Source organism: Bacillus sp. FAU20, from assembly GCF_056033865.1.
Genome location: NZ_JBVYHY010000011.1, coordinates 385,519 through 399,465 on the forward strand (window position 1 = coordinate 385,519; position 13,947 = coordinate 399,465).

Here is a 13,947-nt window from a genome sequence, read left to right on the forward strand (position 1 = left end):
AAGAATATTGTAAGCCTCAAATGATATAGTATCTAAATCATTTGAGGTGATATGTAAATATGAAAAAAATATTTTACATTTTAAGCGTATTTATTCTGTGTGTATCGATACAACACGTTGTACATTCCCAATCAGATGCACCAGAGTTATCTTCGGATTGTCTCGAAGAAAGAAAAGTTAGAGATGAAAAGTATGTGAAGAATATAATACAGGACATTAAATCCACATTTAATTTAAATATTGATGAACATAGTTTTTGGGAAGTAAGTAAAAGAGATCTGGAGGCTGCTCATTTGATGTATGGTGGAAAGGAAAATGATTCTTATTATACTTCGCTAACTAAAATTTATGATAGTGGTGGATTTAGCGAACAGCCCAGCCTATTTGTGAGGGCGCAAGAAGCATTTTTACTTTATAAAGAAAAAGATAATATCAATGTAATGAAACGCCTAAAACTAGACGTTGAAAAAGGGGAATGGCTCGTTATAAAAACGACAAAGAAGAAAGGGAAAAAAGTGAAATTCAAGCCGTTGCAATGTGAAAAAGATTATATGAAAAAGAAAAATGAGTATCATAATATAAAATGAAATAACGAAAATCTTACAGGAGAATCTATCTTTAATAATTTATAAACGAGACAATAAATTTTATTAGTAATTTTTCTATAAAAAACGTTATTTTAAACATTAAAATGACGTTTTTTATATGCTTAAATCTTTTGCAACGCACTCTCAATCTTTGCAGCTAAATCAGCAGACACTTTATGAAAATACCCTAAAACGACCTTTCTGATATCATCGGATATAACTTTTAAATCACTAGCTAAGTTTTCAGCGAGATGTTCTTTTTCTATCGGCTGTAACTTCGTATAAAATTCACCAGCCTGCGTAAAGTCATCCTGTTTCGTTATAGAAGTTCTTTCAAGTTTACCTTCAACGTACCTTCCTTCACCGGTTGTAATTTGATTAGCAGGTGTCCAATCTTGCTGCTGGTTAATCGTTAATTTGCGAAATTCTGGACCAATTCTTCTTCTTTGTGAATCACTGTAAATGTTAGCGCGCCCTTGCAGCATTTTATCATCTGATAGTTCTGCACCATCCAGTAAATTAGAAGGAGAGAATGCGACCTTTTCTACTTGTTCCATAAAATTTTCAGGATTTTTATTTAATACCATTTTCCCGACTGGTATGAGAGGATACGTCTGTTCATCCCATACTTTTGTGTCATCTAAAGGATCATAAGATAGGTGCGCTTCATCTTTCGGATCCATGAGCTGGACGTATAAACCATACTCCACTGGTTTACCATTTTTAATAGCATCATATAAATCTTTCCCGCTATAATCAGGATTTTCAGCAGCTAATTTAATTGCTTCTTTACTAGTAATGTACTGTACACCTTCAAATGGGTACCAATGATACTTTACATACTTTCGATTACCTTCCGCATTTCTCCATACATATGTATTAACACTATGTCCTGGAATGTGGCGAAGACTTTTGGTCGTACCATTATTAGAGTATAAACGGACAACAAAATGAATCGATTCAGGTGCTTTAGCGACAAAATTCCAAAATCTATTCGGGTCTATTAAGTTATTTTTAGGTGAAGGCAATAATGCTTGAATCGTTTCAGGGAAACGCATTGGATCACGAACAGAAAAAACAGGAATGTGATTACATAAAAGGTCAAAAATTCCTTCTTTTGAATAAAATTTTGTAGAAAAACCGCGTACATTTCTAGCAGTATCCGGTGTTCCTTTCGTACTAACAGCTAACGAAAATCGAACCATAACAGGAACTTTCTCATTAGAATTTTGTAAAAAACTTAATTTAGTATGTTCAGACATCGAATATATCGTTTGAAAATAACCGAACGCACCAAATCCTTTTACATGAACAGGCCTTTCTAAAATTTTTTCATGAATAAATTGTTGTAATGACTCATGCAGTACACTATCTTGTTCTAGTACGGGGCCACGTAAACCAACTGTTTGAGAGTGGAATTTAGCTGGTTCAGTAAGTTCTCGATGTTTATTAAAGTCTTCATCTAATAAATCTTTTTTATATTTATCATGTTTTTCATTCATCGATATAGCCTCCAAATTTTTTCGTCGATTGTTACTAAATATGATTTTATAGTCCCAATTATGTATGACATGCAAAGTTCAAAGCAGTAACATACCGCTAGATGAAAAAAACACATATGTAGTGGACCTGTTGAAATAGAAGAAATTATGGAAAAATGAATATCGGGAAGAGAAAGCACACGTTTTAATAAAAATGTGGAAGAAAACCACTATTAAAATTTCAATCTTAAAACTTAATTTATAAACGATTATATAGAGAATGAACGTTAAAAAAGGAAAAATAACTAGGAGGAATTTAACATGTCGGATTGGTTTCAATTAGATAAAGAATATATGGTGTCTACATATTGTCGTACAGAGGTTGCAATGGAAAGAGGAGAAGGATGTAATCTATATGATGTAGATGGTAAAGAGTATTTAGATTTATTTTCTGGCGTAGGAGTAAATGTATTAGGATACAATCATCCTAAAATTGTACAAACGACAATGGAGCAAGTTGCGAAATCGTTGCATTTACCGTTTCATTTCTTAAACCCAGTTGCAATTGAGTATGCAAAGAAATTAGTAGAGTGTACTTTAAAAAGCGGAAAAGTCTTTTTTACAAACTCTGGTACGGAAGCGACAGAAACGACATTAAAATTAATTGATAAATATAGAACTATTGCGAATGAAGAACGTGATGGAGTAGTTGTGTTAAAAGATAGTTTTCACGGGAGGACGTTAGGGGCACTACATTTTACGAGACAAGAAAAGGTATATCAAAATTTCCCTAAAACATCTATTCCTGTATATGAAGTAGAGCGCGAAAATATAGACCAATTAGAAGAGACCATTATTAAAGAGAACCCAATTGCGATTATGCTAGAGCCTGTTTTAGGAAGTGGGGGGATTTATCCTTTATCAAGTGAATATTTACATGGTATTCAATATTTATGTGAAAAATATAATGTACTTCTTGTCGTTGATGAAGTTCAAAGTGGTATGGGTAGAACGGGAAAACTATTTGCTTATCAAAATTTTAATATTACACCGGACATTATTCAAATTGGTAAAGGAGCAGGAGGCGGGATACCGCTAGGAGGAATTATTGTAGGTGAAAAGTTATGTGATGTATTTGCACCTGGAGATCACGGTACAACGTTTGCTCATTCATCTATGGGAACGGCTTTAGGGTTAACTGTATTAAACACATTGATTGACGATGGTTTAATGCAAGAAGCGTATGAAACGTCACTATATTTAAATGATAAATTACAAGAAATTCAGAAAGAAAATTCTTATTATATTCAGGAAGTACGTCATGCTGGCATGATGTTTGGAATTAGTCTGAATGATACGTATGAAAATGTGAAGAAATTACAGATTGAGCTAATGAATAAAGGAATGTTAGTCGATGTAACACAAGGGAATATTATTCGATTACTTCCGCCGTATATTATTACGAAAGAGGAAATTGACGCATTTATTAATCAGTTTATTATTTGTTTAGATAAAGTTGCTGCTGTAGTAAGTGCTTAAAAATTAAAGCTATATTTTATATAAAGTGCACTCTAATTGTTAGAAATAGTTTTACAATTGGGGTGCATTTTTTATAGTAGAATTTTGTGAAATACAGTCGTTATGAAATGAGAATGAAAAAATAAAAGGAACTTTATTAGATTTGATACATTATTTATTGATATTTGGTTGGTGAGGAAAAGAGAAAGTAAATGTGTAAAGATAGTAGATAAAACGAGTGGTACTAACAACTAATGATAGAACGTTTTGAAAATAATAGCATACGAATATATATATATGATAAGAATGAGGTGATATATTGAAAAATAATGATATTCAATTTACTTCTTTACAAATGCGAACTGATAGATTTGGGTGGGCTGGTATTCAATATACAAATAAAAAGCAAGCTATCTTATATACTCGAAACGGAGGAGTAGAATGGGAAGTTGTTAATCCTCTAAATTCAATTATATTATTTGGATATCCAATAAATGCTCGAAGCTCTTGGGCATATGGTTTAACAAAAACTAATGATGATTTATTGCCCGCTATATTTTATACAGTTAATAGAGGGGAAAGATGGAGTGAGTTTATATTACCAATTGAAGAAGAGTGGGAGAAATCGACTGATATTCAAGTACAATTGCATGCCACCAATATGGATAGTATATGGATTGTATTGTCTAGAAAGCTTGCATCAAATAAATTTGAACATAATTTATACTACATGAAAACGAAAGGGAGAGTATGGAAAGTAATTAAAAATATAAGTATTAGTGATAGTATTTCAGGAATAACATTTATAAACGAGTTAGTTGGATTTATTTCATTGCACAAACAATATGAAACATCAGCGGTATTTAAAACAATAGATGGCGGGGTAAATTGGCAGCCTATAAAAGATATTCCAAGTCTTGAAGGAAGTAATAATGAGACTTCTATGGCTTATAAAGCAATCTATAAAAATAACTTGTTAGTAATACCAACTAAAATGAATAATGATGTATTTTTAATGAATTACTCATTTGATAAGGGGAATTCGTGGCATATTTCAAATAAAACAATAAATACTAGTAAAGCGGCTGTTTCTTTTTTTAGTTCCTATTATGGCTGGGTTATAAATAGTGAACATGGAAGTGTATATCAAATAATAAAAAAAGGAGCAAAATGGATAAAGGTATCAAGTAATCCATTGTTGAAAAATGTATTTTGTTTACATTTTTTTAATCGGCGTAAAGGTTGGGCGTGTAATAAAAAAGAAATATTTACTACAACGGATAGAGGTATAACATGGAAAAAGATAGTATATAAAATTAATAATGTAAATAAATTAGTTTAAAACAGTCCTAAAGAAATTAGGGCTTTTTTTGTTTTTAAATGGTGAGAGTTGTAACAAATAATGATAAGAGGAAGGGAACGAGTGTAGAACTTATATTTTCAAAAATAGACGATTGTTTTTACACAGTATAATTCACTTTTGAATATGTTAATAAAGTAGCAAATTCATAGGAAATGGTAATACTTAATATTTTATCCCGCTTTAATGGGCGGTAAGACCCCACCTCAAAATTTAGTGAAAGCAAAGAATTTAGGTGGGGGTCGGGGCTGCCCATTAAAGTCCGATTGGTGAGGGCTAATAATCAGTGGGGGATGAAGAAAACCCCCACTGATTAAAGTTTCACTTTATGTCACATGATGTGTAAAGGGGGCGTGTAATGAAATCGTTAACGGTTATTATTTTGTATAGTGAAAGAGAGCAAATATTAGAAGAGTCAATTCAATCTATATGGAAGCTAAATCCTCTTGAAATTATAATTTTAGTTCCTAACGATAGAAGAAATTTGTATGAAATAGCAAAGAAAAATAAATGCCATATTGTTTTGATGGATAAATATAGTACGTATTATGAGGGGTATGAAGCTTCTGTAAAGGCAGCAAAAGGAGATGTTTTGTTATTTGTAGATAGTAATTTTTCAATATCTACAAATGAGATGAAGAAATTTATTGAACCAGTTGTTACAAATCAGGCTGATGTAGTATTAAACAAAATAGATAAATTTGTAGAAGTTGGTAAATGTCCAAATATGGATATTGTATGGAGAAAAATGTTAAATGAAATTTTAAGTCGACCAGATTTAAAAAGCAATTCAATACTTTCATTACCATATGCACTTGCGAAGGAAGTAGTAGTAAATATCGGCTTTGATTATATGAAAAATATCGTTCTAGCTCATATGAACATAGTGGATCAAGGATGGCGGATTAACGATCAATATGCAATAAAAACGTTATCTAGAGATGAAACGTTAGAAGAGGAAGGGTATTTAGTTAAAAAAGAATTGTCAGAAAATGAAAAGGAGAAATTGGGAAAATATTTAATCGGTATTTCTAAATGGATAGAGAAAAAGGGAAAAAGAGTAGGGTTTACTGATGCAGGAAAAAGAAGAGATATTGTTCAAAAACTAGGTGAATGTAAGCGATACCCTTCCTATCATCAAGGGTGGGGAATGCATTCTTCAATTTATGATGGGAAGCAACTTTCTGTCATTATACCGGTGCAAAATGAAGAGGAAACTATAGAACAAGTAATACTTGAGGCGAGAAAAATAGAACCACTAGAAATAATTGTCGTTGTAAATGGTTCGATAGATCAAACGGCCAATATCGCTAAAAGACTTGGTGCTACTATTATTAAATATAACGAACGACTCGGTCATAATGTTGGACGTGCTATTGGAGCGCTTGAAGCTACAGGAGATATTCTTTTATTTATTGATGGTGATTTTAGTGTTTCAGGAAGTGATTTACATCACTTTACAAAAGCAGTTTCAGATGGCATAGACATAGCGTTAAATGATTTGAACCCAATGCTCAATCCGCCTTTTTATATTGTTGATATTGTAAAATATATGCTTAATTTAGCATATGATCGCCCAGAATTAAGTAATGGATCATTAGTAGCTATTCCACATGCAATGAGTAGATCATGTTTAGATGCAATAGGGTGGGAAACTTTACTATGCCCTAGTCTTGCACAAGTAAAAGCTATATTACAAGGATATAGGGTAGAATGTGTTCATTATGTTGATGTTGTAAAACCGAATAGAATTCGTTTAAAGGAAAATGTAAGTCAAAATGGACATCCTCCAGCAGTATTAAGAATAATTGGTGATCATGTTGAAGCTCTCTCTTACTTGATAGAACAACTCGAAATGGATGGAAAGGGTGATTAAACTGTTAGACCAGTATAAAATAATTAACATTTCATATGAACAATTATGGCAAATGGATTTTCAAACTACGGAGCCATTTATACTCAAGGTTAATTGGGATAAAGTAACGTATGAATTTTTAATTCGTATTAAGCCCAATGCTTCTAACACAATTGTTTTTGGATCTGGAGCAGGTGGGTTTCAAGAACAACCAATTGGTCCACCTATTTTTCATCGACATTCTTGGATGAATGAATTTGAAGATACTGTTATATATTATAATGATCCTACTTTATATCTTGGAAAATTATCTTTAGGTTGGGGACAGGGAGAGTTAAATAGATTTTATTTACAAGATATAGCTAATATTCTAGAAATATTATTTATAAAGTTAAAAGTTGATTCAAAAAATGTCTTGTTTTATGGAAGTTCTGGAGGAGGATTTATGTCTTTAATTTTAGCTGGATTCGTTAAAGGTTCCACAGCTTTCATTAATAATCCTCAAACAAATTTAATAAAGTGGATACCTGTACCGGTAAATTTAGTTTTCGATTTATCTTATCCAGGTTTATCAAGAGAAGAAGTTGAGGAGAAATTTGGTGAAAGAATTAATGTTGTGAAATTTTTTAATCACATTAAATATGTGCCGAACATTTATTTTTTGCAAAATTTCGCGTGTGAATTTGATGTGCAAAATCATTTGCTACCATTTATTTCTGAATTAGAGCAACTTGATAAAGACACGGAAGTAAATCAAATTATAATTGACTTATATTTTGATAAAAAAGCAGGGCATGCAGCTGTAGGTAAGAGTGAAACAATTGAATATATAAAAAAAGTAAAACCTAATCAGACTGTAAAAGAAGAACAAAAAGAAGTGGACCTATCAGTCGTTATAGTTTTAGGAGAAGATAAATCAAAATTGAATCAAATTTTAAATAAAGTGCAGCATATAAAACCACTAGAAATTATTATTGTATCTGATGATAGAATGAGTGCGATACAATCTATATCAACATTTGTTGAAAGTAACGTTGTTGTGATTGAGGAGAAAAGTAAATGGAAAGCACCAGTTCATGGGGCAAAAGTCGCCAATGGTGATGTGGTCTTATTTTTAAATGGAGAAGATGTTATTTTTTCGGTAGAATTAGAACGATTTATAGAACCGCTACTAAAAAAGGAACAGGATGTAATCTTAAATAACATAGACTCCGTATGTTTTGAAAAGATGAGAGTAGAATGGCCAAGTATTGCTATGGTGTATAGAAAAATAGTAAACGATGTATTGGGGCGCATGGATTTAAAATATGATTCGGTGTTATCTATGCCATATGCCATTAGAAAAAAAGCAATTGAGGACATTGGATATGACACTTTGCAAAATCCCGTTCTATCTCAAATAACTTTTATTGAGAAAGGGTGGCGACTACAATCCTCGTCAGCTATCACTAACACCTCCTTGAATAATATACCCACAAACAAAACCTCTTTCTATAAAAATAAATTAACTAAATTAGAAGTATGTGAGATTAAAGAAAACGTAAAAGCTTTGGAGAGTTGGTTACAACGAAAAGATGGTAGAGGTAACTATACAGATGGAGGAAGAAAAAGAGAAATTATAGAGCAACTAAAAAAACAGAAGAATTATTCACTTTTTCATAAAGGATGGGGAATGAATTCCTCTATTTATAATGGAAAACAGTTATCGATTATTATACCAGCACAAAATGAAGAAACAACGATTAAAGAAGTTATTCTTGAGGCAAGAAAAATTGAACCGAAAGAAATAATTGTTGTAATTAATGGATCAACAGATCAAACAGAAGCAATTGCTAAGCAACTAGGAGCTACAGTAATTGTTTATCAAGAAGCATTGGGTCACGATGTAGGACGGGCAATTGGTGCACAAGAAGCCACAGGGGATATACTTCTCTTTATTGATGCTGATTTTGCTATTCCAGCAAAAGATCTTCACCCATTAACAAAGGCTGTTGCCAATGGGATTGATATGGCTTTAAACGATTTAAATTTAAATCTTAGATTTCCTCTATATATTGTAAATTTATATAAATATGTGTTGAATATTGCTTGTAATCGTAAAGATTTAGGAGTGGGATCCACAATTGCTGTTCCCCATGCTATTAGTAGAAAATGTTTAGAGGGAATCGGCTGGGATACACTTCACACAGCGTGTGTTGCGCAAGTAAAGGCAATATTAGAAGGATATAAAGTTGAATGTGTCCATTTTGTAGATGTAATGAAACCTAATCGTATTCGGCCACAAGAGCATTTTGCCACGATAGGACATCCACCAGCTGTATTAAGAATTACTGGGGATCATTTAGAAGGATTTTCGTATTTATTGAAGAATAAGGGTTTTAAAGATTTATTTTAAAAGGGAAATTTGTCTATTGAATGAGTAACCTCAACATTTCATTTATGCAACTTAACGATATTTAGTATTGTAATGAAACTGAAATCAAAAATTTTTATTATTTTTAGCTTAGGTACAAGTGAAGAGCATGTTTCACTGACTGATAATAAATGAACAAGTAACCAAAAGGTAAAGGCTTCTTTATATATATGAAGGAGCTTTTATCTTTTTTATTTTATGTATGGAAAGTAAAGAGTGAATAAAGTTGTAACAATATTTTTATTTCTGAATAAATTGATATTGGATATAAGAAAGGAGGAAATATCTTGTCTTGCATCAATAAAAGTTGTTTTAATATTTGTTTAGAAACTAAAGTCAATCCAAATGGTGGGGCAGAAATATTCGTAAGGTGCAATGATGAATGTTCATCTAATTTTAATGTAATACCGTTTATTGCATGTGTTTCTATTTCAGTAAAGGATGATTTGAGTTTTTTAGTTGATTTAGATAGTTTAATAAAACGTTAATTTTCTTGGAACCTAATAGTAAAATAACATCTAATTTATAAAATTTAGTAAGAGAGTCGTGTCCGAATTTAACTAACTGCATATATTGTTAAGAGAAAGGAGGGAGAGTTATGGCATGTACTACGAATAATGTTTGTTTTGATGTATGTCTTAAAATTACAATTACCCCTGGTAGTGGAATTGACGCTGTAGTGGATTGTGGGGGTGCATGTGGGACAAGTCCTACAATTGTAATTAGTCCTAGTGGATCAATTGTAATTACTTTACCATTAGTTGCATGTTTCTCAATTACACTAAACGATGATTTAAGTGTTGTATCTTCATTAACAAGCCTCTCTTTTCAAACTTCTTAAGAAAATCAAGAAATGAAAAGCCTACTTTCTACTTTTCTTTTGAACTAATGTAAAAATAAAAAAGATGGTTACAAACCATCTTTTTTATTTTGCTATATATTTAAATTGAATTTATATATTATCTGTTCGTAAGGATATACAATTAAGAGCATTCAGTGTCTCCTTTTTGTTCGAGGAGGTAAGAAATTGCCTCTATATGATCACCAATGATTTGCTGTGTTGCTAATGAAAGGTGGCCTTCCTCAGAGAAGTGTTTTTTGGGTCGAACTCGATTTATCTTGTCAACGTCGACAGAATGGGCTTTTTGTATATGCAAGCCTGCTAAAATTGTTTTAACTTGACTTAAGGTTGGTGAAAGAAGTGAATCAAATCCAATTATATCAATGCATTTTCGACTAAAAGCATGAGGGACAGCAATTGTGGATCCCATACCTAAATCTTTTCGATTACATGCTAAATTAACAGCATACTTACATGCAGTCACGATAGTATAAGGAAGACGATACATGTAGTAGTCCTCTAATTTATTTAAAGCTAAATCGGTTCCATTTTGAATAGATTGTACAAATGGTAATAAATCAGAACTAGGAATTAAGAAATCACCATCAATAAATAATAATATATCACCTTTTGCAAAATATGCACCAACGGCACGTCCGGTATCAATGCCGAGTGCTTCTTTGTAAGTAATAACTGTTGCACCGCAATTCTTCGCCAATTCCTCTGTTTTATCTGTTGATCCATTAACAATAATGATGATTTCTAAAGGTTTTAATTTCTGCACCTCAAAAATGATAGATTCTATCGTTTTTTCTTCATTTTGAACAGGGATAATGATGGATAATTGTTTATTTCCATAAGTATTTGAATAAAACTCTTTACCTGTAATTATTTTTGGTATAGCTTTTTGTTCGCCGTTTTGAAGTTCTAAAATAATATCTCGCCTTCGATTATTATCAGTATAGTTTCCTCTTGAATTTTGTAATATATTTATCCAATTTTCAATTGCTTCTAGGTGATAACGAATGAGTTGTTTTGAGGGGAAGGAGGGAATTTGCGGTATAGAAATTTTAAAATGATTGCTAATCCGAAATTTATTTTTAATAATTTTCATTTGTGCTAATATCGGATTTAATAAACTTTCTGGAGTAATTGCTTCAAGAATTTCTTTTGTTATTGCATAGGGAGGAAATAATAATGAGTTAACATGTAAATCTGGACGATGAAAAAAATGATTCGTAACTTGCTGCCAAATCATTTCTATAGTTGGCTTTTGCTTTTGATAAAAAAAATCATCTAAATTGTTTAATACTAAGTCAGCTGATTCATCTAGTAATGGTTGAAGAAATTGTTTAAGTAAGGAAGGGTGGATATTGTAATTTGCATCTAAAAATAAGAGGTACTTACCCTTTGCTTTTTTGGCACCAATTACATAACAATTATTTGATTCTGTCGGTTCTTCTAGCGTGATAATTTTACAATTGTAAGATTGTGCAATATCAATGGAATCATCGATACATCCGTTAATAGTAAGGATGATTTCTAAAGGCTGTAGTTGTTCACAGGCTTTCAAAATTTCAGTTAAAACTCTTATGTTATGCTGTATACGAATAATAATAGAAATCGGATTTTTACACATAAGTAGTCTCCTTTTTAATCAGAGGTAGTTATTAATAAGGTTAGATAAAATAGGAGATGTATATTTTATTATATACGTAACGACTATTTAGTTTTATCAGATTTAGAATTTTCATTACCTGAATTAGAACCTTTATTTATTCCAGAAGCGAGTAAATTATTGAGAACGCTAAGGTCTAATTGCATAGGGATTGAGTTTTCGGATGTAGTTTTCTCATTTTCTTTTTTCGTAGTTAATATAGTCTTTATATTTTTTATTTCTTTATATTGCTTTAAGGTAATGAAAAATCCAGAAATAATTAAGAGAAAAGAAACAGTAGCAAGTAAAAGGATTATTTCCAACATAAAACAGCCTCCTTTAAAACTACAATAATATTATAGTTGAATGTAATAAAACAGAATTCGAGCCAATGAGTTCACTTTTTAAATATATGCAAGTCTTTAGTAAAAGTTACTGATTTCTAAGTTAGAGGAAGCAATTATAGAAACGTTATAAATATAAATAAATGAAAGGTTCATTTATAGTGTAAAGGTATATATTATATAGCCTAAACTTCATTTTATAAAAAGTTAAATAGGGTGTAAATTTATACAAAAAGAGCATTTAATTGGACAAATAATTAATTATGTGAAATAATAATAACAGACAAGGAGACGTTGATTTCCCTTAAGTGCTTCGAATTAATTTTATTCAATAAGAGAAGGTGTGCTTAAAGAAGTTAAATTAAAAAAGGAGCTGTTTTATTATATGCAACAAAATAATGATTTAAATTTTGAACCTCAAGACGTTAATATTGTCAATCCTAAACAAGCCAGGAAAGCAGTAATTGCTACTGGTATAGGGAACGCAATGGAGTGGTTTGACTTCGGATTATACGCGTATTTAGCGGTAATTTTAAGTCAATTATTCTTCTCAGGTGTTGATAATAGTGGATTGCAACTTGTACTTACATTCGGTACATTTGCAGCAGCCTTTCTCGTTCGACCAATCGGAGGTGTATTCTTTGGTAGAATAGGAGATAAGTACGGCCGAAAAATCGTGTTAAGTACTACTATTATTTTAATGGCACTTTCTACATTATTCATCGCATTACTACCAACCTATGAACAAATTGGTGTATGGGCACCAATACTACTTTTAGTTGCCCGAATGATTCAAGGCTTCTCTACAGGCGGCGAATATTCAGGAGCAATGGTTTATATCGCAGAATCTTCTCCAGATAAAAAGCGTGGTATACTCGGTAGTGGTCTTGAAATTGGAACACTCTCAGGTTACATTGCTGCATCGGTAATTGTTACCATTTTGACGTTATTGTTAACAGATGAGCAAATGCTCAGCTGGGGATGGCGTATTCCGTTCTTAGTAGCTGCACCAATTGGTTTGGTCGGTTTATACTTACGCCGTCATCTAGATGAATCTCCAATCTTTGAAGAGATGGAAAAAGCACAAGAGGAATCTGAAGACAATGAACAATTTTCATTTATGGACATTATTAAGTATCACAAAAAAGACTTCTTATTAAGCACAGTAATTGTCGCCTTCTTTAATATTACGAATTATATGATTCTTTCGTATATTCCTTCTTATCTAACTCAAGTACTTAAAGTCGAAGAAACAACAGGCTTATTAATTATTTCTATTACGATGGCACTTATGATTCCACTAGCACTATATTTCGGTAAATTAAGTGATAAAATTGGTAATAAACGCGTTGTGCAAATTGGTTTACTTGGTTTAACTGTATTTGCAATTCCAGCATTTTTACTAATAGGTAACGGACATATTGCAGCTATATTTGCAGGTATTTTCGTATTAGGTTTCTTCTTAAGTGTATATGAAGGAACATTACCTTCATTATTACCATCACTCTTTTTCACTGATGTACGTTATCGAGCACTTTCGATCTCATTTAATATTTCTGTATCGATATTCGGTGGAACAACACCGCTTGTATGTTCATACTTAGTTCATGCAACTGGTAACCCGCTCGCACCGGCATTTTATTTAGCAGGTGTAAGTATTATTGGATTAGTTGTATTTAGTGTACTATTCGTTACGACTTCAGGGCGTGCGCTAAAAGGTTCATATCCTACAGTAGAAACGAAAAAAGAAGCACACCAAATTGCTAAAGAAGATCCTGAAGAAACACTTTGGTGGCATGAAGAGTCATTAGAAATTGAAGCAGGGAAGAATGCTTCCATTTAAAAAGCAACGTAGAAGTATAAAAAGACTCCTATGAATATAGGAGTCTTT

11 protein-coding genes are annotated in these 13,947 nt (G+C 31.9%); 8 read left to right on the forward strand and 3 right to left on the reverse strand.

Annotated elements, in window-relative coordinates; all coding sequences use genetic code 11:
• Positions 1–59 precede the first annotated feature (59 nt).
• Complete coding sequence (locus AC0OM3_RS10375; RefSeq protein WP_000719379.1) at positions 60–587, forward strand: hypothetical protein; 528 nt, start codon at positions 60–62, stop codon at positions 585–587.
• 122 nt (positions 588–709) lie between these two features.
• On the opposite strand, the gene AC0OM3_RS10380 is transcribed toward AC0OM3_RS10375, so the two are convergent.
• Entirely contained in the window at positions 710–2,089 is a 1,380-nt protein-coding gene (locus tag AC0OM3_RS10380; protein ID WP_001003073.1) for a catalase, read from the reverse strand.
• A gap of 300 nt (positions 2,090–2,389) precedes the next feature.
• On the opposite strand from AC0OM3_RS10380, the gene AC0OM3_RS10385 reads away from it, so the two are divergent.
• The 6 genes from AC0OM3_RS10385 (at position 2,390) to AC0OM3_RS10410 (ending at position 10,055) form a co-directional block, all read left to right on the forward strand.
• A complete protein-coding gene (locus AC0OM3_RS10385; protein WP_001286511.1) occupies positions 2,390–3,607 on the forward strand; it encodes an aspartate aminotransferase family protein in 1,218 nt (405 codons plus the stop codon).
• A 298-nt stretch (positions 3,608–3,905) separates the two neighbouring features.
• Positions 3,906–4,928 carry a hypothetical protein gene (locus tag AC0OM3_RS10390; protein WP_000794259.1) on the forward strand — a complete coding sequence of 341 codons (1,023 nt, stop codon included), beginning with the start codon at positions 3,906–3,908 and terminating at the stop codon, positions 4,926–4,928.
• 376 nt (positions 4,929–5,304) lie between these two features.
• Positions 5,305–6,822 (forward strand): glycosyltransferase family 2 protein, encoded by a 1,518-nt coding sequence (locus AC0OM3_RS10395; RefSeq protein ID WP_000839306.1) that lies wholly within the window; start codon positions 5,305–5,307, stop codon positions 6,820–6,822.
• A 52-nt stretch (positions 6,823–6,874) separates the two neighbouring features.
• On the forward strand, positions 6,875–9,196 hold the full coding sequence (locus AC0OM3_RS10400) for a glycosyltransferase (protein WP_151522262.1): 2,322 nt from the start codon (positions 6,875–6,877) through the stop codon (positions 9,194–9,196).
• Positions 9,197–9,501: 305 nt separating this feature from the next.
• Positions 9,502–9,702, forward strand: a complete 201-nt coding sequence (locus AC0OM3_RS10405; RefSeq protein ID WP_001277651.1) for a hypothetical protein — start codon at positions 9,502–9,504, stop codon at positions 9,700–9,702.
• Between the two features lie 110 nt (positions 9,703–9,812).
• Complete coding sequence (locus AC0OM3_RS10410; RefSeq protein WP_000752466.1) at positions 9,813–10,055, forward strand: hypothetical protein; 243 nt, start codon at positions 9,813–9,815, stop codon at positions 10,053–10,055.
• Positions 10,056–10,197: 142 nt separating this feature from the next.
• Here AC0OM3_RS10410 and AC0OM3_RS10415 read toward each other — a convergent pair whose 3' ends face one another.
• Both AC0OM3_RS10415 and AC0OM3_RS10420 read right to left on the reverse strand, forming a co-directional pair.
• The gene (locus tag AC0OM3_RS10415; protein WP_474211691.1) at positions 10,198–11,694 is read right to left on the reverse strand and encodes a glycosyltransferase family 2 protein; all 1,497 of its coding nucleotides are present in this window, start codon (positions 11,692–11,694) and stop codon (positions 10,198–10,200) included.
• 83 nt (positions 11,695–11,777) lie between these two features.
• Positions 11,778–12,038 carry a hypothetical protein gene (locus AC0OM3_RS10420; RefSeq protein ID WP_000889744.1) on the reverse strand — a complete coding sequence of 87 codons (261 nt, stop codon included), beginning with the start codon at positions 12,036–12,038 and terminating at the stop codon, positions 11,778–11,780.
• A 403-nt stretch (positions 12,039–12,441) separates the two neighbouring features.
• On the opposite strand from AC0OM3_RS10420, the gene AC0OM3_RS10425 reads away from it, so the two are divergent.
• A complete protein-coding gene (locus AC0OM3_RS10425; protein WP_001186931.1) occupies positions 12,442–13,899 on the forward strand; it encodes an MFS transporter in 1,458 nt (485 codons plus the stop codon).
• Positions 13,900–13,947 lie beyond the last annotated feature (48 nt).